This window comes from Chelatococcus sp. GCM10030263 (genome assembly GCF_042666455.1).
Lineage (GTDB): Bacteria > Pseudomonadota > Alphaproteobacteria > Rhizobiales > Beijerinckiaceae > Chelatococcus.
This window is the reverse complement of sequence record NZ_JBHTDB010000005.1, coordinates 274,676-297,843: the sequence shown is the minus strand read 5'-3', so window position 1 is coordinate 297,843 and position 23,168 is coordinate 274,676. Positions and strand designations below refer to the sequence as shown.

Annotated in this window: 18 protein-coding genes; 6 read left to right on the top strand and 12 right to left on the bottom strand. The window is 65.9% G+C overall.

The window, feature by feature from the left end; translation table 11 throughout:
- Positions 1 to 2 precede the first annotated feature (2 nt).
- The 10 genes from ACFQU1_RS11730 to ACFQU1_RS11685 all read right to left on the bottom strand — a co-directional run bounded on the left by ACFQU1_RS11730 (position 3) and on the right by ACFQU1_RS11685 (position 14,493).
- Positions 3 to 998: an ABC transporter ATP-binding protein gene (locus tag ACFQU1_RS11730; protein ID WP_378132629.1), complete on the bottom strand. Its 996-nt coding sequence runs from the start codon at positions 996 to 998 to the stop codon at positions 3 to 5.
- The gene (locus tag ACFQU1_RS11725) at positions 995 to 2,905 is read right to left on the bottom strand and encodes a dipeptide/oligopeptide/nickel ABC transporter permease/ATP-binding protein (RefSeq protein ID WP_378132627.1); all 1,911 of its coding nucleotides are present in this window, start codon (positions 2,903 to 2,905) and stop codon (positions 995 to 997) included. The genes ACFQU1_RS11730 and ACFQU1_RS11725 overlap by 4 nt, the downstream gene beginning before the upstream one ends.
- Positions 2,902 to 3,855, bottom strand: a complete 954-nt coding sequence (locus ACFQU1_RS11720; RefSeq protein WP_378132625.1) for an ABC transporter permease — start codon at positions 3,853 to 3,855, stop codon at positions 2,902 to 2,904. Before ACFQU1_RS11720 ends, ACFQU1_RS11725 begins: the two co-directional genes overlap by 4 nt.
- Before the next feature lie 46 nt (positions 3,856 to 3,901).
- Entirely contained in the window at positions 3,902 to 5,482 is a 1,581-nt protein-coding gene (locus tag ACFQU1_RS11715) for an ABC transporter substrate-binding protein (RefSeq protein WP_378132623.1), read from the bottom strand.
- Positions 5,483 to 5,546: 64 nt separating this feature from the next.
- A complete protein-coding gene (locus ACFQU1_RS11710; protein ID WP_378132621.1) occupies positions 5,547 to 7,307 on the bottom strand; it encodes a hydantoinase B/oxoprolinase family protein in 1,761 nt (586 codons plus the stop codon).
- Positions 7,308 to 7,322: 15 nt separating this feature from the next.
- Positions 7,323 to 9,371, bottom strand: coding sequence for a hydantoinase/oxoprolinase family protein (locus tag ACFQU1_RS11705; protein ID WP_378132619.1), 2,049 nt, complete (start codon positions 9,369 to 9,371; stop codon positions 7,323 to 7,325).
- A gap of 457 nt (positions 9,372 to 9,828) precedes the next feature.
- Complete coding sequence (locus tag ACFQU1_RS11700) at positions 9,829 to 10,842, bottom strand: hypothetical protein (protein ID WP_378132617.1); 1,014 nt, start codon at positions 10,840 to 10,842, stop codon at positions 9,829 to 9,831.
- A 119-nt stretch (positions 10,843 to 10,961) separates the two neighbouring features.
- Positions 10,962 to 11,969, bottom strand: a complete 1,008-nt coding sequence (locus ACFQU1_RS11695) for a substrate-binding domain-containing protein (RefSeq protein WP_378132615.1) — start codon at positions 11,967 to 11,969, stop codon at positions 10,962 to 10,964.
- A 23-nt stretch (positions 11,970 to 11,992) separates the two neighbouring features.
- Positions 11,993 to 12,982 (bottom strand): ABC transporter permease, encoded by a 990-nt coding sequence (locus ACFQU1_RS11690; RefSeq protein WP_378132613.1) that lies wholly within the window; start codon positions 12,980 to 12,982, stop codon positions 11,993 to 11,995.
- Complete coding sequence (locus ACFQU1_RS11685; protein WP_378132611.1) at positions 12,979 to 14,493, bottom strand: sugar ABC transporter ATP-binding protein; 1,515 nt, start codon at positions 14,491 to 14,493, stop codon at positions 12,979 to 12,981. Before ACFQU1_RS11685 ends, ACFQU1_RS11690 begins: the two co-directional genes overlap by 4 nt.
- A 169-nt stretch (positions 14,494 to 14,662) precedes the next feature.
- On the opposite strand from ACFQU1_RS11685, the gene ACFQU1_RS11680 reads away from it, so the two are divergent.
- The 3 genes from ACFQU1_RS11680 to ACFQU1_RS11670 are packed head-to-tail and all read left to right on the top strand — an operon-like array spanning position 14,663 to position 18,183.
- Positions 14,663 to 15,553 carry a CoA transferase subunit A gene (locus ACFQU1_RS11680; protein ID WP_378132609.1) on the top strand — a complete coding sequence of 297 codons (891 nt, stop codon included), beginning with the start codon at positions 14,663 to 14,665 and terminating at the stop codon, positions 15,551 to 15,553.
- A 4-nt stretch (positions 15,554 to 15,557) separates the two neighbouring features.
- A complete protein-coding gene (locus ACFQU1_RS11675) occupies positions 15,558 to 16,397 on the top strand; it encodes a CoA-transferase subunit beta (RefSeq protein ID WP_378132607.1) in 840 nt (279 codons plus the stop codon).
- 37 nt (positions 16,398 to 16,434) lie between these two features.
- Positions 16,435 to 18,183, top strand: a complete 1,749-nt coding sequence (locus ACFQU1_RS11670; RefSeq protein WP_378132605.1) for an acetolactate synthase catalytic subunit — start codon at positions 16,435 to 16,437, stop codon at positions 18,181 to 18,183.
- Positions 18,184 to 18,207: 24 nt separating this feature from the next.
- On the opposite strand, the gene ACFQU1_RS11665 is transcribed toward ACFQU1_RS11670, so the two are convergent.
- Together ACFQU1_RS11665 and ACFQU1_RS11660 are read right to left on the bottom strand one after the other, a co-directional pair.
- A complete protein-coding gene (locus ACFQU1_RS11665) occupies positions 18,208 to 19,353 on the bottom strand; it encodes a CaiB/BaiF CoA transferase family protein (RefSeq protein ID WP_378132603.1) in 1,146 nt (381 codons plus the stop codon).
- A 9-nt stretch (positions 19,354 to 19,362) separates the two neighbouring features.
- Positions 19,363 to 20,421, bottom strand: a complete 1,059-nt coding sequence (locus ACFQU1_RS11660) for a LacI family DNA-binding transcriptional regulator (RefSeq protein WP_378132601.1) — start codon at positions 20,419 to 20,421, stop codon at positions 19,363 to 19,365.
- Between the two features lie 224 nt (positions 20,422 to 20,645).
- Between ACFQU1_RS11660 and ACFQU1_RS11655 the strand changes: the two genes are divergently transcribed.
- From ACFQU1_RS11655 to ACFQU1_RS11645, 3 genes are read left to right on the top strand one after another with little or no spacing between them, the layout of a single operon-like run.
- Positions 20,646 to 21,422: an ATP-binding cassette domain-containing protein gene (locus ACFQU1_RS11655; protein ID WP_378132599.1), complete on the top strand. Its 777-nt coding sequence runs from the start codon at positions 20,646 to 20,648 to the stop codon at positions 21,420 to 21,422.
- 28 nt (positions 21,423 to 21,450) lie between these two features.
- Positions 21,451 to 22,383 carry a CoA transferase subunit A gene (locus tag ACFQU1_RS11650; RefSeq protein WP_378132597.1) on the top strand — a complete coding sequence of 311 codons (933 nt, stop codon included), beginning with the start codon at positions 21,451 to 21,453 and terminating at the stop codon, positions 22,381 to 22,383.
- Positions 22,376 to 23,167, top strand: coding sequence for a CoA-transferase subunit beta (locus tag ACFQU1_RS11645; protein ID WP_378132595.1), 792 nt, complete (start codon positions 22,376 to 22,378; stop codon positions 23,165 to 23,167). The genes ACFQU1_RS11650 and ACFQU1_RS11645 overlap by 8 nt, the downstream gene beginning before the upstream one ends.
- Position 23,168 lies beyond the last annotated feature (1 nt).

The following is a 23,168-nucleotide window of genomic DNA, read 5'->3' as shown; positions in this document are numbered from 1 at the left end:
GCTCAGGCGCTCGGCAGACCCGACGCGAAAACCACGTCGTCGCGAATGCAGGCTGCGGATTGGCTTTCGCCGAAAGGGCGAAGAGCGGGGGCCTCGAGGGCGCAGGCCTCCACCGCGTGCGGGCAGCGCGTGCGGAAACCGCAGCCTGCAGGGGGCGAGATCGGGCTCGGCACATCGCCGCCGAGCACGGCCGATGCGCGCCGCGCTGTTGGATCCGGGATCGGGATCGCCGAAAGCAGGGCGCGCGTGTAGGGGTGGCGCGGCGCCCGATAGAGCTCGCGTGCCGTGCCGATCTCGACGACGCGCCCGAGATACATGACGACGACGCGGTCGCAAATATATTCGACGAGCCCGAGATCGTGGGAGATGAACAGGATCGTCAGATCGAGTTCATCGCGCAGGTCGAGCAGCAGATTGACGATCTGCGCTTGAATCGAGACGTCGAGCGCGGACACCGCCTCATCGGCCACGATGAAGGAGGGCCCGAGGGCGAGCGCCCGGGCGATGCTGATCCGCTGCCGCTGACCGCCTGAGAATTCGTGTGGATAGCGATCCATCTGCTCGGGAAGAATACCGACCCGGCGCAGGATCTCGGCGGCCCGATCGCGCCGTTCGGCGCGCGGATGAAGGTCGTGGATGTGGAAGGCCGTCACGATCTGATCGCGCACGGTCCGGCGCGGATCGAGGCTGGCGTAAGGATCCTGGAAGATGATCTGCATGCGCCGCCGGAGCGCGCGCATGGCATCGGGGGTGGCTGTGGTCACATCCGTGCCGTCGAACAGCACTTTTCCTGCCGTCGGCTCCGTCAGACGCAGGATGGCGCGCCCGACGGTCGTCTTGCCGGAGCCCGATTCACCGACGAGGCCGAGGATTTCGCCGCGGCCGACGTCGAAGCTCACGCCGTCGACCGCCCGCACCGTCCTGCGCGGTCCGAACCAGCCGCGGCCGACCGGAAAATGCTTGGCCAAGCCGTCGACGCGAAGCACCGGATCGATCACAGGTCCCTCCAGTGAAGGCAGCGGCTCAAATGACCATCCGGGCCGGCTTCCATGAGCGCAGGCACGATCTCGCGGCAATCCTCGTGAGCATGGCTGCAGCGCGGGGCGAAGGCGCATCCCCGCGTGCTGTCGAAGGGCCCCGGAACCGTTCCGGGTATGGCTTCGAGGCGCGGCTTGCACCCATCTTGCTCATCGAGCCGATCGACCCGCGGAATGCAGCATAGCAGGCTTTTCGTATAGGGATGGCGCGGCGCGGCGAAGAGCGCCTCCGTCCTCGCCGTCTCCACGACGCAGCCGGCATACATCACGGCGACACGGTCGGCGATCTGGGCGACGATGCCCAGATTATGCGTGACGAAGAGCACGCTCATCCCGCCTTCGCGCTCCCTTTGGAACGACTTGATGAGCGCCAGAACCTCCGCCTGGATGGTCACATCGAGTGCAGTCGTCGGCTCGTCTGCGATGAGCAGAGCCGGATTGCAGGAAAGGGCGAGCGCGATCACCGCCCGCTGGCGCATGCCGCCGGAAAGCTCGTGCGGATATTGATCGAGCCGCCGCTCGGGATCCGACATGCCGACCCGTCGCAGCATGTCGAGGGCGATGGCACGCGCCTCGCTCTTGCTCATCTTGCGATGGGCGAGGACCGCCTCCGCGATCTGGTCGCCGATTCGGTAGACCGGATTGAGGCTCGTCATCGGCTCTTGGAAGATGACCGCCATATCTTCGCCGCGCATGGCCTGGAGCGTCTGTGGACCGGCCCGGGTAAGATCGCGTCCGATGCCGCTTTTGTCCGCGAAGAGAATACTGCCTTGGGCGACGCGCGCGATTTCGGCCGGCAGGAGACCCATGACCGAAAGACTGGTGACAGACTTGCCAGACCCGGACTCGCCGACGACAGCGAGCGTCTCGCCGCGCCGGATGCTGAGCGAGACGTCCTTGACCGCGCTGATCGTGCCGGCGGGCGTGGCGAATTCGACGCGCAGATTATCGATGCGCAGCTGCTCGCCGGAGGACAGGGCGGGCGCCCGATCGGCGGGAACAGGTGTCTTCGGCGCACGCATCTTGCCAAATCCGGCTTGGCGCACACGCGGATCGAAGGCATCGCGCAGCGTATCGCACAGGGAATTGACGATGAAGATCGTCGCCACCAGGCAGAGGCAAGGCCAAACGAGGCCGGTCGGGTCGAGGTCCATGTAGTTGCGCGCGCTGCGGATCATCAGCCCCCAGGAGGGAGCCGGCGGCGTCACGCCCAGACCGAGAAAGCTGAGGCCCGATTCGACGATGATGGCGGCGGCGATCGTCAGCGAGAACTGCACGAGAAGCGGCGCGAAAAGGTTGGGCAGCACCGTCCCGAGCAAGATCCGGCCGTTTCCGGCGCCGAGCGCCCTCATCGCCTCGACATATTCGAGATTCTTGACGGACAGCACCTCGCCATAAGTCACGCGGGCGAACTTCGGCATGTAGAGGACAGCGAGCACCACCGTCAGCGTCGCGGCACCCGGACCTGCCACGGTGACGACGAGGAGCGCGAGCAGGATCGGCGGAAAAGCGAGCACGACGTCGGCGACCCTGAGCGTCAGGAACTCCGCGATCCCCCGGAAATAGCCGCCAATGAGCCCGGCCGCGATGCCACCCGCGGCGGCAAGGAGGGTGGCGGTGAAGGCGACCGTGAGCGACACGCGCGCGCCGTAGAGGAGGCGGCTGAGGATGTCGCGTCCGAATTCGTCCTGGCCGAGCGGATGCGTCCAGGAGGGGCCAGCCAATCGGCCGGAAATATCCATGGCGGTCGGGTCGATGCCGACCAGCACAGGCCCGAAGACGGCGACGAGGATCAGGAGCGCGAAAGCCGATACGGGCAGCGCCAGAACGCGTGCGCGAGGCGATTTGAGGATCCTGGCGCGGCTCATTCGTAGCGCACCCGCGGATCGAGGACGGAATAGAGGAGATCGACGACGAGATTGAGGACGATGAACAGGACGGCGATGACGAGCACAACGCCCTGCACCTCCGGATAGTCGCGGTTCTCCACCGCCGTGACGAGCATGCCGCTCAGTCCCGGCCAGTTGAAGACGAATTCGACGAGCACGGTGCCGCCGAGAAGGGCGCCCATTTCGAGCCCGATCACCGTCGCCACGGGTCCGAGGGCGTTCCGCACCACATGTTTCATGAGGACCTTGCGTGCCGAAAGCCCCTTGGCACGGGCGGTGCGCACCCAGTCCCGGTCGAGCACGCCGAGCACGGTCGTGCGCATCATGCGGAAGACGACCGCGACCAAGCCGACGGCAATGACCGTTGCCGGCATCAACAGGCTCACGAGGTGACGCCAGGGCGAAATGGCGAAGGGGACATAGCCGCCTGCAGGCAAGAGCTTAAGTTGCTGCGAAAAGACCAGAATGAAGGTCGTTCCGAGCACGAACACCGGTATCGAAAGCGACAGGCTGGCGATAAAACTCAAGAGCCGATCCATGAGGCGGCCACGCCGCAGGGCGGCCCAGACGCCGAGCGGCACGCCGATCAGAACGGCAAGGCCGGTCGCCGCCGCGACCAGTTCGAGCGTTCGCGGCAGACGCTGCATAATGGATTCGGCAACGGGTGTGCCGTCACCGAAGGACGTGCCGAGATCGCCCTGGACGATCCGCGTGAGATAGGCGCCGTATTGGTGGAGCAACGGCTTGTCGAGCCCGAGCTGGCGGCGGAGCTCGTCCACCGCTTCTTGCGGCGGCGCGACGCCGCCGGTCGACAGTAATACTTCGGCCGGGTCTCCAGGCACGAGGTAGAGCGACAGAAAGACGATGCTGGCGACGACATAGACCAGCGCCAATGCCGCAAGACACCGCTTTGCGGTATAGACTAGCATGGCTCCGCTGCCGACCTGGCCTCGTCTCGATGATGCGGCACGCTCATCATCCGATATACGCGTCTTCCAGGATGAACCCTGAGTAACTGTTCAGGATGCCTGGTATGGTGTCGAAGCCCTTGACCTTCGTCGTCATGGCATAGCCCTGCGAGCGCCAGGACAGCGAGCAGAGCGGAACCTCGTCCTCTACGACCTCCGCCACTTGTGCGTAAAACGCCTTGCGCTTTTCCGACTCCGTGCTGTGCCGGGCTTCCGCCAGGAGTTGATCGACCTTCGAGCTGGAATAGCCGAAGGAGCGCCGGTACGATGGCGATTGCGTGCCGATGAGGCCCGTCAAGCCATCAGGATCGGCGATCGCCATGGCGCCGCCATTGACGGCGAACTGATACTGGCCCTTGTTGCCTTGAGCGACGCGTGCGCCCCATTCGGGCAGGCTGAGCTCCACCATCAAGCCGGCCGCCATGAGATGCTGCTGCACGATCTCGGCGGTGTCCTTGTGCATGTTGTAGGTGCCGGTCGAGAGAAGCGTCACCTTGGTGCCGAGGGCGCCGGCGTCCTGCAGCAGCTGCTTCGCCTTGTCAGGGTCATAGGGCCAGAGATTGGCGAGGGCGTCGCTGTAGAACTCCGATTCCTGGCCGATCGGCAGGCCCGCGAGCGGCGCACCACGACCGAAGAAGGCCGCCTTGACGATGTCCTCGCGCTTGATCGCATAGGCGACGGCCTGGCGCACGCGCTTGTCGTTGAATGGGGGCCGCTCGACGTTGAAGCTCAGATACATGATCGGCCCGAGCGACTCCTGCAGCACGAGCTGCGAATTGGCGGCGATGGCGTCCATGTTCTGCCAGGGCACATATTCGATGATGTCGACATCGCCCGACTCGAGCGCCGCCACCCGGAGACTCTCGTCCTTGTAGACGATCATGCGCAGCTTCGGCGTCTTCGGCAGGCCGGGCTTGTAATAATCAGCGAAGCGCTCGAATTCGATGGCGACGCCCTTCTCGGTCTTGGTGATCTTGTAGGGCCCCGCGCCGATCGGATTGGCGGGATCGCTCGCATGGGCCTTGGCCGAGATGATGGGAGCGTACGGGCCTGCGAGATTTTCAAGGATCGATGGCGTCGGCTCCTTCATCACGATGCGGACGGTCGAAGGATCGATCTCCTCGATCCGCTCCACACCACGGAACTCGTTGATGAGATAGGCGGTCGACTCCGGCGCCGAGATCTGTTCCAGCGAGAATTTCACGTCGCTCGCCGTGACCGGCAAGCCGTTATGGAATTTCGCGTTCGAGCGCAGCTTGAAGACATAGGCGCGGTCGCCGTCGGGCGCCCAGCTCTCGGCGAGGTCAGCGACCACCTTGCCCTCGCTGTCGAGGCCGAGCAGTCCCCGGAAGATCAGGAGCTTCACGGTGTTCGAGGCAGCCCCCGCGTGCTGGAAGGGCGCGATCCCCGGCGGAAAGGCGGAAAGGCCATAGACGAGCGTATCGCTGGTGGCCGCGCGTGCCGTGCCGAGGCCGGCTTTCGTCAGGGCCAGCCCGCCGAGACCGGCTGACGTGCCCAGAAGAACCCGCCGACGGTCGAGGACCATGTGGCGACCGGCTCCGGTAATCGATTTGTCCATCGTCGTCATTCTCCCCTCCGTTTTCCGGATTATTGCTGTGAATGCGCCTGCAGACGGTGTTCTGCCGCAAGTCTCAGGATGGCGGATCCGCGAGCATGGCCAGCGCCGCCTTGGTATGTTCGCTGCCATAGGCCTTCTCGGCCTCGGCCACCGAGATGATCTCGTCGCGCAGGTCGCGGGCGAGCTCCGCGATCGGCCTTTCCGCGGGCGGGCCGAAGCCGCCGCCGCCGGGTGTCTCGATGCGCACGGTCTCGCCCGCTTTCAGCACGAGATGCGCGATCTTGGAGGAAAGGCTTTCCTCGTCGGGCCGGCCGGAATTGCGCAAAAGGCGCCCGCGGCCGCCGTCCCAGCCGCCCTCGAAGCCCGGCGCGCCGTGCTTGTGGCGATCCGAGCGCCCGGAGAAGATCGTGCCGTCGTGCAAGGCCCGCACCTGGCGGGTGATGCCCATGCCGCCGCGGTGGCGGCCCGGGCCGCCGGAGCCGGAAACGAGCCCGTATTCCTCGACGAGGACGGGATATTCGCTCTCGAAGGCTTCGGTCGGGAGGTTCAGGCTGTTGGTGATGTGGACGTGGATACCGTCCATGCCGTCGCTGTCGCTGCGTGCGCCGCCACCGCCTCCCATGGATTCACCGCAGACGTAGACCTCGCCCGTGTCCGGCCGGCGGCCCGAGAAGGAGATCGAGGGCAGGTTGTCATGGCCCGAAGCGATTCTCGTGCTCTCGGCGACGAGGCCCTGGAAGGCGCCGAAGATCGCACCGGCGAGGCGTTGGCAGGCGATGGTGCGCGCGCCGCAGGCGGCTGGCGGCCGTGGATTGACGATCGAGCCTTCCGGCGCGCGGATGTCGATCGCATCCATCAGGCCGGCATTCGCCATAAGCTCGGGGTCGAGCAGCGTTTTGACGCAATAGTAGACGGTCGCCCGCAGCGCGCTCTCAGCGACGTTGAGCGCGCCGCGCGCCTCCTTGCCGGTGCCTTCGAGATCGATGACGAGCTTGCCATCTTCGGTAAAGACGGTGGCGGCCATCGGCACCGGATCGCCCTCGCCGAGGCCGTCGTCGTCGATAAAGGTGGTGAAGCTGTGCTTGCCCGGCGCGAGATCGGCGATGCGACGCTTGAGGCGCCGCCGCGTATAGGCGAGCACATCCTCGACGGCATGTTCGAATTTAGCGACGCCCATGCGGTTGATCAGCTGCTTCGTCGCCTCCACGCCGCGGTCGTTGGTGGCGATCTGCACCCTGAGGTCGAGAGCACGCTCCTCCGGCAGGCGCGAATTGAGCGCAACGAGCTCGATCAATTCCTCGTTGACGAGGCCGCTGCGGGCGACCCGCATGACCGGGATGCGCAATCCCTCCTCGAAGAGGGTCTTCGCATTGGCCGCCGTCGAGCCCGGCACCGCGCCGCCGACATCCGAATGGTGGCCGATATTGGCGGCGAAGCCGACGAGCGCACCGTCGAAGAAGATCGGCGTTGCGATCGAGATGTCCGGTAGATGCGTGCCGCCGGCGACATAGGGATCGTTGCAGATGAAGGCGTCTCCCGGGCGGATGTCTTCGAGCGGATAGCGCTTGAGAAGACCTTCTACGCAGCCGAGCAACGAGCCGAGATGGACGGGAATATGCGTGCCCTGTGCCACGAGCCAGCCCCGCCGGTCGAAGAGGCCGACGGAGAAGTCGCGCCTCTCCTTGATCTGCGGCGAGAAGGACGAGCGCATCATGCTGATCGCCATCATCTCCGTGATGGTGAGCAGCCGATTATTGAAAACTTCCATGGCGATCGGATCGAAGGTCCGTTCGGCGCCGTTCTGCATGGTGGCCGCGGTGGCGAGATTGGGCATCGCTCGTTCTGGCTTTCAGCTGATCGCGATCTGGACGTTGTCGGCTTCGTCAAGGCGGGCGGTCTGGCCGGGCAGCACCACCGTCGTGCCACTCATTTCCTCGATGATGGCGGGTCCCGGAATCTCGGCGCGCGCCGGCAGCGCCGAGCGGCGGTAGACAGGCGTCGTCACCCAGCCCTCCCGCTCGCCGACATAGACATGGCGGCTGCCGGTGAGCGCGGCGTCGAGCGTGGCTCCTGCAGCGCCGGCGGCGCCTTTCGCACGGCCTTTCTGGATAAAGCCGACAGCCTGCACCCGGCAATTCACCACTTCGATTTTGCGCTCGGGCAGGTCATAGCCGAACTCGGCGCGGTGGATGTGGTGGAAGGCGGTCATGAAGCCCGCCAGATCGCCGAGTTTCTCCCGTTCCACATAGACGCGGATATCGTGACTCTGGCCGACGTAGCGGGCGTCGATCGCGAGCTGGAAAGACCGCAGCTCCGTCGCAATCCGCTCGGCTTCGAGCCATTCGTCGCCGGCCGTGACCATCTCTTGGAGCCTTCGCACCACCTCGGGCCAAGTATCCTGCGAGACCACGGCGAGCAGCGTGCGCACGAAATCGCGGCTGATGTCGGAAAGCAGAATGCCGCGTGCGCAGAGCGTGCCCGGCTCCTGCGGCACCACCACCTTGCGGATCCCGCATTCCACCGCCACGTCCGCGGCGTGCAGCGGGCCGGCGCCGCCGAAGGCGAAGAGGGTGAAATCCCCGAGGTCGTGCCCGTGCTCGATCGTGACCGCCCGGATGGCGCGGCTCATATTGGCCGTGGCGATGCGCAGGATGCCGTAGGCGGCTTCCTCCAGCGACAACCCGAGGGGCTTTGCGATCTGTGTTTCGATGGCGCGCGCGGCGGCCTCCCGGTCGACGGGCATGCGCCCGTCGAGAAGCGCGACGGGGTTGAGGCGGCCGAGCACGATATTGGCGTCGGTCAAGGTCGGTTTGGTGCCGCCCTTGCCGTAGGCGACCGGCCCCGGCGAGGCGCCGGCGCTGACCGGGCCCACCTTGAGCGCGCCGCCCTCGTCGACGGCCGCGATGCTGCCGCCCCCCGCGCCGATGACGTGAATGTCGACCATCGGCATCTTGACGGGATAGCCGGCGACCAGGCGGTTGGAGGTGAAGCGGGGCCGGCCCTCGGTGATCAGCGACACGTCCGTGCTGGTGCCACCGACGTCGAAGGTGATGATCTCCGAACAGCCGATCGTCTTGCCGACCGCGGCCGAACCGACCACGCCGGCGGCAGGTCCCGAAAGGCAAGTCAGGACCGGCAGATGCTCGACGGTCCGGACCGGGAGGAGCCCACCGTTCGAGTGAAAGGTCATCGGCTCGACGGTGATACCCGATTGGCCGATGCGCTCCCGCAGCCGGTGGAGATAGCGGCGGGTCTTGGGCCCGACATAGGCGTTAAGGACGGTGGTCGAGGTGCGCTCGAATTCGCGGAACTCGGGAAGCACGTCCGAGGAGATGCTGACGTAGAGATCCGGCGCGATCCGCGCGATGATCTCGCGCACGCGCTCTTCGTGGGCCGGATTGCGATAAGCGTGCAGGAAGCAGACGGCAACCGCGGCGACACCCGAGGCCTTGAGCTCAGAGACCCTCTCCGCAACCGCCGCTTCGTCGAGCGGCAGCAGCACCTCGCCGCCAGCCGTCATCCGCTCCGGCACTTCCTTGCGCCGGTAGCGCTCGACGAGAGGGTCGGGCCGGCGATGACCGTAGTCGTAGAGGTCGGGCCGGGTCTGGCGGCCGACCGCCAGCACGTCCCGGAAGCCCTTCGTCGTGACGAGACCGGTATCCACCCCGCGCCGCTCGATGATCATATTGGTGGCGACGGTCGTGCCGTGGCCGAAATAGGAGACGTCCTTCGGCGGTACGGAGAAGAGGCTCAGCATCTCCACTACGCCTTCGGCGATCGCGACTGATGGATCATCAGGCGTCGAGGGCACCTTGAAATAGGAGAACGAACCGGCTTCGCTGTCGAAGAGGACGAAATCGGTGAACGTGCCACCAACGTCGACGCCAATACGGTACATGTGTCAGCCGTCCCTCTGGTTGGACTGCAACCGCGCGGACCTCTCCGGGTCGTTTCCCGCGCGGGTTTACCACCTGATGCGTACGATCAGACAGCCAAGGCCATGGTGTCAAAGTCCGAAAACACGTCACGTTATTCAGAAAGGTTATAGATTTCGCCGGGTCTCGCTGCGGCCATGGCCCCCATGCCTCGCGCACAACGTTGTGTGGCGGTTCGATCCCGCTCCGTCCGAAGCCGGCGCCACCTATGGCAGCAGCGCGCGCTAACTGACATGCCAATGGACGCTTTGGCCGCCGCGCAATTCGCGCAGCAGCGGGATCTTGTCCATGATGACCTGCTTGCTTGAGCGCGGCGAGATTGCGCCGACCATTTCGAAGCTCTCAGAATTCCGTAGTGCGGCAGTCTTCGACGTTAGCTGCACGACTTCGGAAGCGAGATCGATGGCCGAAACGGCCGGTTCAGTCGACCCTGCAGCTGGCCCAGCCTACCGCCGTCAGCTTCCCATCGGATGCGCGGCGGGCCCAAACCTCGAGTTCGATCAGCCGCCAGCCCTCCGGGTCCTTCGTCACGGAGGTCACGACGCCGGAAAACTCCACAGGATCGAAGATCTGCAGTGGTTTGATGAACTTCATCTTGAGCCAGCCTTGCGTGAACCAAGCGGCGCCGAAGACGCGCGCCATCAGCTCCGCGGCGGCGCCATATTGCTGCTGGCCCTGGACGATCAAGGTGGGCAGCTTCGCCTCGCGTGCGATCTGGAGGTCGTTGTGGGTGTTGCGCACGAATTCGCCGATGCGCGAGAACACCGCCGTCTGTTCCGCGGTGAATGTCTTCTTCAGCGGCGCCAGAACGTCGCCGACGCACGTGTCGGCCGCAACCGCCTCGATGGGCCGCGCATCGGCGGGAACCTCCCCCGTCACCCGGCGCTCGGGTGTTTCGCTCGCGCCCCGGCCGGCGATCAAACCCGGCACGGTGCGCAAGATCTCGACGCCGCGATGGCGCACGATGCTGCGCCCATCCTCGCCGACGGCCTGCGCTTCCATCACGACATAGCCCTGGCCGCGCCGCTCATAGGCCTCCACATAGGTCCCGGACAGGGTGACGCGCTCGCCGATCTTCACGGGGCTGTCGAACCACATCTGCTCCTCGGTGTGGAAGCCGACCGTCTTGCTCGCCCGGTAGCGGGTCGTGAAAAGCTGCACGAGGTCGTTGCCGAGCAGTGCCGGCTGGCCGATGCGCGCGCCGCCGAAATTCGGGCAGCCCTGCAGATACCACGGCCCGTAGTCGTCCTGGGTGAAGGAGAAGCGCTTGATCTTGTGATCGTCGACCGTGATGGTCACCGGCCCGAGTTGCTCGGGTATTTCAAGGTTCTCGAAGACCGGCTCCTTCAGCCCGGCCTCGAGATCCTCGACGGTGGCGGCCCGGCGGGGATCGGTCAAGTCGCGCCACGGGGCATCTGCAGTCGACTGGCTCATCGTCTTGTCCTTGAACTTAAGTCATCGAGCATGCGCCGGCTCGGAGATCTCGGCCTCGCCGACGCGGAAGAAAGAAACCCGGCCGAACTCTCCAGGAGACGCCGGGCCGGGGCCATGGGTCAGAAGGTCAGGCGCGAGGGCAGCACCTTGCGCTTGCGCGCGTCGGGATCGTACCACTCGGTGACATTGGCCTTGGTGATCAGCGGCGACTCGAAGGAAATGGTCTTCTGGATGGGCTTGCCGCGCAGGATCTGCACGGCCGCCTCGACCCCCTCGACCCCGAAGGGGAGATATTCCCAGACGGCTTCGAGATCGCCCTTGTAGATGCCCTCCAGCGCCTCGACGGTCAGGCCGTCATAGCCCGTGAACCACATCTGGTCCTTGCGGCCCGCCTCCTTGGCGGCGCGGACGGCCCCGAGCGCCATGTCGTCGTTGTGGCAGTAGACCGCGTCGATCTGCTGATTGGCCTGCAGCATGTCCTCCATGCCTTTGATCGCCTGGGTGCGGTCGTAATTGGCGACGATATGGCCGATGATCTTGATGTCCGGATGCTTCTCGACCACCTCGCGCCAGCCCTTGCCGCGCTGCTGGTTGATGAGCGAGCCGGGCTTGCCCTCGATCTGGACCACGAGCCCCTTGCCGTTCAGCTTCTTGACATAGTAATCGCCCGCCGACCGGGCCGTGGCCAGGGTGTCGGTCGCGAGATGGCACGCAAAATCGACGCCGCCGGCGAGCGGCGAGCTCAGCACCACGATCGGGATCTTGGCCTGGTTGATTTCCCGCACCGCCGGCGTGATCGCCTCGGCGTAATAGGTCGAGATGATGATGATATCGACATTGCGGGTGATGAGGTCTTCGATATCGCGGATCTGCTTCGCCGGCTGATCATTGGCATCGTAGACAACTGTCTTGAGGCCGTATTTCTTGGCGATCTCCTCGACCCCCGCCTGCTGTTGCTTGATCCATTCCGTATTGGAGAAGGACATCGTGAAGCCGACGGTCTTGCCCTCGACCGCCTGCGCGAAGGACCCGCTCGACCAGATCGACGGCGCCGCGAAGGCCGCAGCGCCTGCGCCAAGCTTGAGAATGTCACGGCGGCTCGCCCGCCCCTTGTCGCCTTGTGTCATGGTTCCTCCTCCAATGCGGGCGTTCAGCGCCGCTTTCTCCATTCGCTCATGACCACCGCCAGGACGATGATCACGCCCTTCAGCAGCATCTGTGAGTAGGGGGACACGTTGAGCAGGTTGAGGACGTTCGAGAGGAACGCCAAAATGAGCACGCCCAGTACCGTGCCGCCGACCCCGCCGACGCCGCCGTCGAAGGTGGTGCCGCCGATCAAGGTCGCTGCGATCGCATCGAGCTCGTAAAGCGTGCCCGCATTGGGCTCTCCGACCGTGAGGCGGCTCGCCAGCACGACCCCAGCGAGGCCCGCGAGCAGGCCGCTGACCGTATAGACCTCGATCTTGTTGCGCTCGACGGCGATGCCCGAGAGCCGCGCCGCTTCCTCATTGGCGCCGACGGCATAGATGGCGCGGCCGAAAATCGTGTAGCGCAGGACGAGTGCGGCAATCAGCCAGACAATGGCGAACAGGATGACGGGCACGGGAACCGGGCCGATGAAGCCCGAGCCGATGAAGGTGAAGGCGGGCGATGCGTCCCGCACGATGATATTGCTGCCGTCCGTGTAGATATAGACGAGCCCGCGCACGAAGATCATGGTCGCGAGCGTCGCGATGAAGGGCTGCAGGCTGAGCCGCGTGATCAGCAAGCCGTTGGCGATCCCCACCGCCACCCCCGCCGCGATGCCGACGAGCGCCGCGACGCCGACGCCGTAGGGCGCGAAGGCAGCCATCAGCGCCGCCGACAGTCCGACGATCGAGCCCGCCGATAGGTCGATGCCGCGGTTCAGGATGACGAAGGTCATGCCGATGCTGACGAGACCGATCATAGTCGCCCCGCGCAAGACGTTGAGAATATTGCGCGACGACAGGAAATAGGGCGACAAGAGGCTTGCTGCGACGAGGAGCAGCACGAGCGCCAGCACGTTGCTGTAGCGCACGAGAAAGCCGAGGAGCCCGCGAGCGCCAGCCTTGGCGGACTTGGACGAGGCCGTGCCTTCGGGGATGGCGCTGTCGGTCATGCGTTGAGCCCTTGCTGGGGAATTTCTGTCGGCAGCGCGAGGGCGAGCAGCCGCTCCTCGGACGCGCGGGCGCCCTCCACCTCGCCGGTAATGCGGCCGCCGCTCATCACGAGCACCCGATCCGCCATGCCGAGGATCTCGGGGAGTTCGGAGGAGATCAGCAGAACTGCCATCCCCTCGCGAGCGAGCTCGTCGACGAGCCCGTAGATCTCGCGTTTGGCGCCGACGTCGATGCCGCGCGTCGGCTCGTCGAGAATGAGCACGCGCACGCCCTTCAGGAGCCACCGGGCGAGAATGCATTTCTGCTGGTTGCCGCCGCTCAGCAGCGCAATGCGCTGCTCGGCATGGGGTGTGCGGACCTTCAGCCGGTCGATGAAGGTTTTCGCCTGAGCGGTTTGGTCGCGGATGTTCAGAATGCCGCGACGGCTGTGGCGCTCCGGCGCGGCGAGCGTGATGTTCTCGCGCACGGAGAGCGGCATGAATAGGCCGTCGCGCCGGTCTTCGGCGATATAGGCCACGCCCTGGCGGATGGCGTCGGCGGGGCTGCGCAAGTCGACCGGCGCCCCGTCGATCAAGATGCGGCCGCCCGAAGTGGGGTCAGCGCCGAAGAGCGCCCGCCCGAGTTCGGTACGTCCGGCGCCGACGAGGCCCGAAAGGCCGAGGATCTCGCCGGCACGCAACGCGAAACTCGCCTCACGAAAGCCCTTGCCGGAGATGTTCTCGGCTTCGAGCACCGTCTTGCCCGGGCGGCGCCCCTTTTCGGGGAAGCGATCGCCGAGCTCGCGGCCCACCATCAGCCCGATGAGCGCCTCCTTGGTGGTCTTGGCGAGGTCGAGTGTCGCGACGTGACGTCCGTCCTTGAGCACGGTGACGCGCGAGGCGATGCGGAAGATCTCGTCGAGATGGTGGGAGATGTAGAGAAAGCTGACGCCCTCGGCTTGCAGGCCTTTGACGATCGCGAACAGCCGATCCACCTCCACCGGCGTCAGGCTGGCCGTGGGCTCGTCGAGGATGATCAGCCGCGCATCGAAGGCGAGTGCCTTGGCGAGCTGGATGAGCTGGCGCTGGGCGATGGAGAGCGCCTCGACCGCAACGCGCGGATCAAGGTCGAGGCCGACACGCGCCATCAGTTCCCCGGCCCGGCGATGCGCCTCCGCCCAGTCGACCGCGCCCCAGCGCGTATGCGGCATTCGCCCCATAAAAACGTTTTCTGATACAGACAGACAGCCACAGAGCTTCGGCTCCTGGTGAACCATGCTGATGCCCAGGCCGAGCGCCGTGAACGGATCCGAAATCTTCACCGGCTTACCGTCGAGAAAGATATCGCCCTCGTCGGCCGCGTATATTCCATCAATGACCTTCATCAAGGTGGATTTGCCGGCGCCGTTCTCGCCGATGACTGCATGTATTTCACCACGATGCAGAGACAGAGACACTTTGTCGAGCGCGACAACGCCCGTGAATCTCTTGGAAATATCGCGAATGTCGAGAAAGATTGAGGCGGCGGTCAAGCGTTTCTCTCCCTCCCGACTGCAATAGCGCAGATACGCGCAATTTTCGGACTTGTGATTGGCGCGACGCGCATATAAAAACGTTTTTGTACGGGGTGTGCAAGCCGAAAATTGCGCTCGTGGACCCTGCGAATACGAATTTTGGACGTCTATGGGGTCCGGAGCCGCTATGAAAGACAAGCTCGTTTCACTGGAGGCCGCCCTCGCTCCCCTATCGTCCGGTGCGACGCTCGCGCTCGGAGGCAGCCTCTTGCGGCGCCAGCCGAATGCTGCCGCGCGGGAGCTTATCCGCCGCGGCGTCAAGAATTTGACCCTCCTCACCTGGGCAACGACCACCGCCACGGACCTCCTTGCCGCAGCCGGCGCGGTGAAGCGTTGGGAGGGCATCTATGCGGGGATGTTCAACCACGGTCTTGCACCCAATTTCCGGCGCGGCGTTGAGAGCGGCGCGATCGCAGTGCGCGATTTCTCCGAATGCGCCATCGTCGCCCGCTTCCGCGCGGCGGCGGCAGGCCTTGCCTTCATGCCCGTACGTTCCCTGCTCGGCTCCGATATGGCCGCGCATAATCCCGAGCAGATCCGGCCCATGATCTGCCCGTTCACCGGCGACAAGCTGCATGCGGTGGCGGCGGCTGAGGCGGGTTTCACCATCATTCACGGCTATGCGGGCGATCGCTACGGCAACGTGCAATGGCCGGTGGTGCGCGACAGCGACGACATCGACCAGCTCATGGCGAGCGCCGCCAAGCGCCTCATCGTCACCGTGGAGAAAATCATCCCCCACGAGGAGGTGAAAAGGCGCCCCACCCTCACCTACATTCCGGGCCAGTGGGTCGAGGCCATTGTCGAGGTGCCGCAAGGCGCCCATCCGGCGGCCTGCGATTCGCTCTATGACGAAGACGAGGAGCACCTGCGGCTCTATCTCGACCATGCCCGAACGGTCGAGGGCATGGCGGCCTATCTCGACCGCTTCGTCCTGAGCCCCCGCTCGCACGGCGACTATCTCGCAGTGAGCGGAGCCGCTGCCCGCCTGCCGTCCCTTTCCGTCCAGCAGGGCTGACGCCATGAGCGCCTCGACCGCTAGCCCCCTCCCCGCCTCCGGCGCTCCGGCCGGCTTCACGACCAACGAGCTCGCCGCCTGCGTCATCGCCCGCGAGATCAAGGACGACGACCTGATCTTCGTCGGCGTCGGTACGAACGGCCGCGCCTTTACGCTGGCCGTCGGCATTCCCCTGACGGCCGCACGTCTCGCCCAGTTGAGTTATGCGCCGGGCGCCACCGTCTATTGGGGCAATCTGCTCGATCCCGACCTTTCGCGCATGCCGGATAATTTGCGCCAGGACAGCCTGACGCGTTGGCAGGCGGCCGCCTGCCCTGCCGACACGGGCTTCAAATGCGACATGCTGGCCCGCAGCCGCTTCGACGTGTCGTTCGAATCGGCAGCGCAGGTCGACCGCTGGGGCAATCTCAACATCACCGCCATCGGCGACTACGACCGTCCCAAGGTGCGGCTCGTCGGCTGCCTTGCGCAGCCGGAACATCTCGCCTTCGTGCGCCGCCCGATCATCGTGGTCGATCTCGACCGCCGAACCTTCGTCGACGCGGTCGATTTCGTGACGAGCGTCGGACATCGCGTGCGCGGCACGCCGCGGCGCGAGTTGGGCCTGCCCGGGCCAGGGCCGGCGCTCGTCGTCACCGACAAGGCGATCTTCGATTTCGGGCCCGACGGCGGCATGCGCCTCAAGTCACTCCATCCGAGAGTGGCGCTCGACGATGTCCTGGCGCTTATGGGATTTGCGCCGGAAATTCCGGCGCAGATTCAGATCACTGCGCCGCCCGAGGCGGAGGAGCTGCGCCTGTTGCGCGAGGTCATCGATCCTCGACGCGTGATGATGCGGGTCTGAGCCCGGCGCGAGAAAAGCCGAAATCAGGAGGAACGACATGGCGGAGACGATGGAGGGCCGGCGCGCCCGCGGGCTCAAGATCGCAAATGGCTCCGGCGCCCATGTGATCGCGGCAGCGCTCCGCCGGCATGGCGTCACGGCGATCTTCGGCCAGAGCATCCCCTCCGCGCTCCATCTGATCGCGCCGCAGTTCGGCATCCGCCAGATCGGTTATCGCACCGAGAACGCCGGCGCCGTGATGGCGGATGCCTATGCCCGCGTTTCCGGCCGCGTCGGCGTCGTCACCGCGCAGAATGGGCCGGCCGCAACGCTGCTCGTTCCCGGTCTCGCCGAGGCGCTCAAGGCCTCCGTGCCGATGCTCGCCATCGTGCAGGACGTCGACCGCAAGCACACCGACAAGAACGCGTTTCAGGATCTCGATCATCTCGAGCTCTTCAAAGGCTCGGCCAAATGGATCCGGCGCGTCACGGAGGTCGACCGCATCGACGATTATATCGACATGGCCTTCACTGCGGCCGCGACGGGCCGGATGGGGCCGGCGGTGCTGCTCTGCCCGGTCGATCTCTTCGTTGACGTTCCTTCCGATGCTGCCGTCCATCGCGCGGCGCAGCTCGGCACCTTCCCGCTCGACCGCATGGTCGCCGATCCCGCCCACGTGGGCGAAGCCGCCGATCTCCTGGCCGCTGCCGAACGCCCGCTCGTCATCGCCGGCGGCGGCGTCCATCTCTCCGGCGCGCAGGAGGTGCTGGCCGCCCTCCAGGAACAGGCGAGCCTGCCCGTCGCGACCACGACCATGGGCAAGGGCGCCGTCAGCGAGGATCACCCGCTCTCGGTCGGCGTGGTCGGCTATTTCATGGGCACCCGTGGCGTTGCCCGCCATCAGCGGGAGCTCGTGAGCGGGGCGGATGTCATCCTGCTGGTCGGCAACCGCACCAACCAGAACGGCACCGATTCCTGGTCGCTGCTGCCGAAAGGTGCGACGATCATTCATCTCGACATCGACGGCACGGAGGTCGGCCGCAATTACGAGGCAGTCCGCCTCGTCGGCGACGCCAAGCTGACCTTGGAGGCGCTGACCGAGGCGCTCGCCGCCCGCGATCTTTCTCGCAGGCGCGCGGCGCGCGCAGCGATCGAGGCCCAGATCGCCGCCGGCCGTCAGGCTTGGCAGGAGGAGAGCGCCGCCGCCAGAGGCTCCGACGCCCAGCCGATTCGGCCCGAGCGGCTGATGGCCGAGCTCGATGCGCAGCTGCGCGACGACGACATCGTGGTGGCGGATGCGAGCTATTCGTCGATCTGGGTCGCCAATTATCTGCGCGCACGGCGGCCAGGCATGCGCTTCATCACGCCGCGGGGGCTAGCCGGCCTCGGCTGGGGCCTGCCCTTCGCGCTCGGCGCCAAGGTGGCGCGGCCGCAGGCGCGGGTCTTCTGCCTCGCCGGCGATGGCGGCTTCGCCCATGTCTGGTCGGAGCTTGAAACCGCGCGACGCATGCGCCTCGACGTGGTTGTCGCCGTGCTCAACAACCAAATCCTCGGCTACCAGAAGCATGCCGAGGACGTGATCTTCGGCGGGCACACGGACGTGGTGGATTTCGAGCCGATGGACCACGCGGCCATCGCCCGGGCCTGCGGCTGTCACGGCCTGCGCATCGAAGACCCGGCGGAGATCGCCACGACCTTGCGCGAAGCCTTTGCGCGGCCGGGCACGAGCGTGCTCGACGTGGTGACCGATCCCAAGGCCTACCCGCCGATCACGAGCTTCGACGGCAGCCCGGCCTTGGAACTCTGACGGAAACGCCTTAAGGCGGGTGCCTCACCCCAGCCAGTCAGTCAGAACTTCAGACGTGTGCTGGCCGATGGACGGTGCGGGCCGGCGGATGCTGTTGGCGGTCCCCGACAGCTTCACCGTGACGCCGTGCATCGGCACTTTGCCGATACCGGGATAGTCGATGTCGACGATCTGCTCCCGGTGCTTCAGCTGCGGATTGGCGACGACCTCGGCGATCGTGGCGACCTTGCCGGAAGGCACCTCGGCGCGAACCATCATGTCGACGATCGCATCGGCATCGTGCTGGGCGGCCCAGTCGGCGACAATGGCCTCGATCGCGTCGGCATTCGCCATGCGCGCCGCATGCGACGAGAAGCGCTCATCGGTGATGAGATCTGCGAGCCCGGCAGCCTTGCACCACCGGGGAAAAAGCGCGTCGTTGCCGGCATTGACGTGGACCCAGCGGCCGTCCCGGCAGAGATAATTGTTGGCGGGAGCCGAATAGCGGTCGCGGGCGCCCTTGCGCGTCGCCTCCACGCCGAACAGTGCATATTCGGGAATGGCCGTGAGCAGGAGCGTCACGGCGCTGTCGAGGAGCGCGGTATCCACCACCTGGCCGCGGCCGGTGCGTTCACGGGCTTGCAGCGCGCCGAGCGCGCCGACGGTGGCATAGAGCCCCGTCACCTGGTCGATGATGAAGGCGCCGGAGGGCACGGGCTTGCCGCCGTCCTCACCGGTGATCTCCATGAGCCCGCTCATTGCCTGGGCGATGACGTCGAAACAGGGCCGCTCGGCAAAGAGGCCGTTCTGGCCGAAGCCGGAGATACGCACCATCACGAGGCGGGGGTTGCGGGCGGAGAGCTCCTCCCAGCCGCAGCCCATCTTTTCCAGGGTTCCGGGGCGAAAGTTCTCGATGAGCACGTCCGCTTCGGCCGCGAGGTTGCGCAGAAGCTCCTGACCTTCCGGGCTCCGGTAGTCGAGCGTCAGGCTGCGCTTGTTGCGGTTGTACATCATCACATAAAGGCTCTCGCCGCCCACCTTGGGGGCGATCACCCGGCCATCTTCGCCCTTGCCAGCCCGCTCCACTTTGACGACATCCGCGCCCATGTCGCCGAGCAGCATCCCGCACATCGGCCCGGCGATGAAGCGCGACAGATCAAGAACCTTGAGCCCCTCCAGCGAACCGGCCATTTCCTCTCCCTATACGGCTAGCTTCTTGCGTTTGCGGCTCGAGGCGACCTGCGCCGCGCGTGCCGTAGTTCCGCGGACCACAAGGCCCGTCGGGAAGATCTGTTCGCGGGCCGGCGACGGCCGCCGGTTGCGGATGCGCTTCATCAGCATCTCGGCAGCGGCGGCGCCCATGGCTCGCTTCTGCAGGTGGATGGTCGTCAGATCGATGCGCCGGAAGGAAGCGAGCTGGATGTCGTCTAGCCCGACGACCGACAGGTCCGACGGCACCTCGATCCCGAGTTCCATCGCCGCCTCGATGACGCCCATGGCGTTGAGGTCGTTGCTCGCCATGATGGCGGTCGGCCGCTCTGGCAAGGACAGAAGATGCAGGCCCGCGTCGTAGCCGGTCGGGAGATTGTAATCGCCGTTGAAGACGAGGTCGGGCGAGCGGTCGAGCTTCAGGCGGCGCACCGCCGCCTTATAGGCTTCGAGCCGTTCGGCGGCGGTCGAGGATCCCAGCGGGCCACGCACGAAGCCGATGCGCCGGTGCCCGAACCCGGCGAGATGCTCCACGGCTTGCGTGATGCCGCCGACATTGTCCGAGCCGACATAGTCGTCCTGGTGACGCGCGGTCCGGCGTTGCACCAGCACGAAGGGCGTTCCCGAATCGAGAAGCTCGCGCACGCGCGGCGTGTCGGTGTGCTGCGAGATCAGCACCATGCCGTCGACCTGGCTGTCGAGCAGGGCGCGCATGTGCCAGATCTGCTTTTCCTCCTCCCCGTCCGTATTGCACAGGAGGAGGTTGCACTTCTCCCGCATGGCCACGTCCTCGACACCGCGGACGAAGTCTGGGAAGGCGGGGTTGGTCACATCGGCGATCAGCACGCCGATGGTGAAGCTGCGCTGCATGCGCAAGGCCCGCGCCACGGCCGAGGCGCGATAGCCGAGGCGCTCCGCCGCCTCCTTCACTTGCGCCCTGGTCTCCTCGCTGACATGCGGCTTGCCGGCGAGCGCATTTGAAACTGTCGACAAGGCGATGCCGCATTCGTTGGCGACATCGCGGATGGTGACGCGCTTCCTGTCCTTCATGCCTGGACGCTCCCTGGCGCGCGCCTGCGGACGACGATCGACCGCTGAGGCGAACATAGCATTATCGAGAAATCAGAGCCCGAGATGGAGCGCATCGCAAGCAGGTCAGGACCACGGTTGACGCGGCAGTGATAGCACGTGTAACTTCGCTCTCCAAGAAACGTTTTCGGAAATCGTTTCGGCGTCGTTTTTCTGAAGCGAAATGGGCCAGGGAGGATCACCAAATGCAATCCGGCGCGACCCGGCCAGTTCTGCTCGAAGCTCGCGGCATCAAGAAATTCTACGGCGCGGTCGAGGCCTTGCGCGGCATCGACCTCCGAATCGGCAAGGGCGAGACGGTTGCCCTGGTCGGCGACAATGGTGCCGGCAAATCGACGCTCGTCAAGATTTTCTCCGGTGCCATCCAGCCGAGCGAAGGCGAGATCCGCTTCGACGGGCGTCCGGTGGACATCGCGTCCACGGATGTCGCGCGCAAACTCGGCATCGAGACGGTCTACCAGGATCTCGGGCTCTGCGAGAACCTGAACGTCGCCGACAACATCTTTCTCGGCCGCGAGCGGATGTGGGGCGTCGGACCGCTGCGGTTTCTCGACAAGCGCGGCATGCGCGCGGCCTCGGACGAGGCTCTCAACGGCCTGTCCGTCAACGTGCCGCGCGCCGACGCCAATGTCTCGGGCCTGAGCGGCGGCCAACGCCAGGCGGTCGCCCTCGCCCGCACCAAGCTGTGGAAATCCGCCCTCGTGCTGCTCGACGAGCCCACCGCCGCGCTCGGCGTGCAGGAAACGAAGCGGGCGATGGAGGCGGTGCGCCGGCTGCAGGAAGAGGGCGTGTCGATCGTGCTCATCAGCCACAACATGCCGCTCGTCCTCGAAATGAGTCAGCGCGTGGTCGTGCTCCGGCACGGCATGAAGGTGGGTGACGTGCCGACCACCGGGGTCAGCGGCGACGACATCGTTTCGCTGATCACCGGCGCGCGCCAGACCTGGATCGAGGCCGCCTGACGGCCCTCCCCCCGAGCAAGGACTGTCCATGGCGGGTTCGCCTTCCAAGATCACGCCGCTGGAGGAGGCCGCTCGCGCCGTGCCGGACGGCGCGTCGTTGACGGCCGGCGGCTTCGCCCATTCACATCAGCCGCTCGCCTTCTCGCGTGAGCTCATCCGGCAGGGTCGCTCGCGGCTTACGCTGATGAGCGTGGCCGAATGTTGGGTGGCCGAATTCCTGGCGGCGGCCGGCCTGCTCGAAAAGGTCTACTTCTCCAATTTCATGTTCGAGGGTTACGGGCGCTGCCGGCGCTTCTCAAAGGCCGTCGAGGCCGGCACCCTCGCCGTCGAGGACCACAGCCATTTCGGCATGGTCTCCCGCCTCATGGCGGCGGGCTTGGGTCTGCCCTTCATGCCGATGCGGGCGATGGCGGGCACGGATATCCTCGCCGTCTCGGGCTTCGAGCAGGCCGCGGAAAAGGCGCAGCGTCTCGAATCGCCCTTCGGCGACGGCGTCGTCACTGCCGTCTCGCCGCTGAAGCCGGACGTGGCCGTCATCCATGCAGCGCGCGCCGACCGCCTCGGCAATGTGCAGCTCTTCGGCACGACCTCCGTCATCGAGGAGCAGGCACGCGCGGCGGGCCTCGTCATCGTGACGGTGGAGGAGATCGTCGACACGGCTGTGATCCGCCGCCAGCCGGAGATGACGCTTCTGCCGGCACTCATGGTCGACATGGTGGTCCACGTCCCCTATGGCGCGCATCCCACCGGCGTCTATGGCTATTACGACCACGATGCGCCTCATCTCGCCGAATATTATGCCGCGTCGCAAACGGACGCCGGCACGACCGACTGGCTCGACCGTTGGGTGCACGGGATAGCGGATCACTGGGCCTATCTCGATGCCTTGACCATCTCCCGGCTCCTCAGGCTGCGCGTCGATCCCGCACTCGGCTATCTCAAGGAGGCGCGCCATGGCTGATGTCAGCCGCGACGAATATATGGCGGTCGCTGCGGCGCGCGAGATCCGCGACGGCGACACGGCCTTCATCGGCACGGGTCTGCCCATGGTGGCGGCCTATCTCGCCAAGGCGACACATGCGCCATCCGTCAATCTCGTGTTCGAATCCGGCATCATCGACCCGCAGCCGGTCGATCTCGCGACAGGCGTCGGCGACTACCGCCTCGCGCATGGCTCCGCCAAGGTTGCCGGCACCTTCTATGCCTTGAGCCTGCTGCAGCAGGGCAAGATCGACATCGGCTTTCTCGGGACAGCCGAGATCGACCCCTACGGCAATTTGAACTCCACCGTCATCGGCCCTTATGCGCGGCCCAAGGTGCGGCTGCCGGGCAGCGGTGGAGCGAACGATATCGCGAGCATGGCCAAGCGCTTCGTCATCATCGCCCGGCTCGACCGCAAGCGTTTCGTCGAGAAGCTGCAGTATCTCACCACGCCCGGCTTCCTGACGGGACCCAGCGGGCGAGAGGCGGCGGGGTTGCCCGGCGCCGGTCCCATCCGGGTGATCAGCGACCGCGCCATCCTCGGCTTCGATCCGGGCAGCAAGCGCATGCGGGTGGAGCGCCTCTATCCGGGTGTGACGCTCGAAGAGGTTCAGGATCATGTCGCCTTCCCGCTGCCGGCCGCGCCGACGCTCGGCACCGAGCCCGAGCCCGATGGGCATCTCCTGCGCCTGTTGCGCGAGGTGATCGATCCCGAGGGGATCTATGTCGGCCGGGCGAGTGCCGGCGCCAATTCGGGGAACTGAT

Excerpts from the sequence above, each read along its gene's own strand:
- ACFQU1_RS11725 (WP_378132627.1), bottom strand. The coding sequence starts at position 2,905 with ATGAGCCGCGCCAGGATCCTCAAATCGCCTCGCGCACGCGTTCTGGCG.
- ACFQU1_RS11720 (WP_378132625.1), bottom strand. The coding sequence starts at position 3,855 with ATGCTAGTCTATACCGCAAAGCGGTGTCTTGCGGCATTGGCGCTGGTC.
- ACFQU1_RS11715 (WP_378132623.1), bottom strand. The coding sequence starts at position 5,482 with ATGACGACGATGGACAAATCGATTACCGGAGCCGGTCGCCACATGGTC.
- ACFQU1_RS11710 (WP_378132621.1), bottom strand. The coding sequence starts at position 7,307 with ATGCCCAATCTCGCCACCGCGGCCACCATGCAGAACGGCGCCGAACGG.
- ACFQU1_RS11705 (WP_378132619.1), bottom strand. The coding sequence starts at position 9,371 with ATGTACCGTATTGGCGTCGACGTTGGTGGCACGTTCACCGATTTCGTC.
- ACFQU1_RS11700 (WP_378132617.1), bottom strand. The coding sequence starts at position 10,842 with ATGAGCCAGTCGACTGCAGATGCCCCGTGGCGCGACTTGACCGATCCC.
- ACFQU1_RS11695 (WP_378132615.1), bottom strand. The coding sequence starts at position 11,969 with ATGACACAAGGCGACAAGGGGCGGGCGAGCCGCCGTGACATTCTCAAG.
- ACFQU1_RS11690 (WP_378132613.1), bottom strand. The coding sequence starts at position 12,982 with ATGACCGACAGCGCCATCCCCGAAGGCACGGCCTCGTCCAAGTCCGCC.
- ACFQU1_RS11680 (WP_378132609.1), top strand. The coding sequence starts at position 14,663 with ATGAAAGACAAGCTCGTTTCACTGGAGGCCGCCCTCGCTCCCCTATCG.
- ACFQU1_RS11675 (WP_378132607.1), top strand. The coding sequence starts at position 15,558 with ATGAGCGCCTCGACCGCTAGCCCCCTCCCCGCCTCCGGCGCTCCGGCC.
- ACFQU1_RS11670 (WP_378132605.1), top strand. The coding sequence starts at position 16,435 with ATGGCGGAGACGATGGAGGGCCGGCGCGCCCGCGGGCTCAAGATCGCA.
- ACFQU1_RS11665 (WP_378132603.1), bottom strand. The coding sequence starts at position 19,353 with ATGGCCGGTTCGCTGGAGGGGCTCAAGGTTCTTGATCTGTCGCGCTTC.
- ACFQU1_RS11660 (WP_378132601.1), bottom strand. The coding sequence starts at position 20,421 with ATGAAGGACAGGAAGCGCGTCACCATCCGCGATGTCGCCAACGAATGC.
- ACFQU1_RS11655 (WP_378132599.1), top strand. The coding sequence starts at position 20,646 with ATGCAATCCGGCGCGACCCGGCCAGTTCTGCTCGAAGCTCGCGGCATC.
- ACFQU1_RS11650 (WP_378132597.1), top strand. The coding sequence starts at position 21,451 with ATGGCGGGTTCGCCTTCCAAGATCACGCCGCTGGAGGAGGCCGCTCGC.
- ACFQU1_RS11645 (WP_378132595.1), top strand. The coding sequence starts at position 22,376 with ATGGCTGATGTCAGCCGCGACGAATATATGGCGGTCGCTGCGGCGCGC.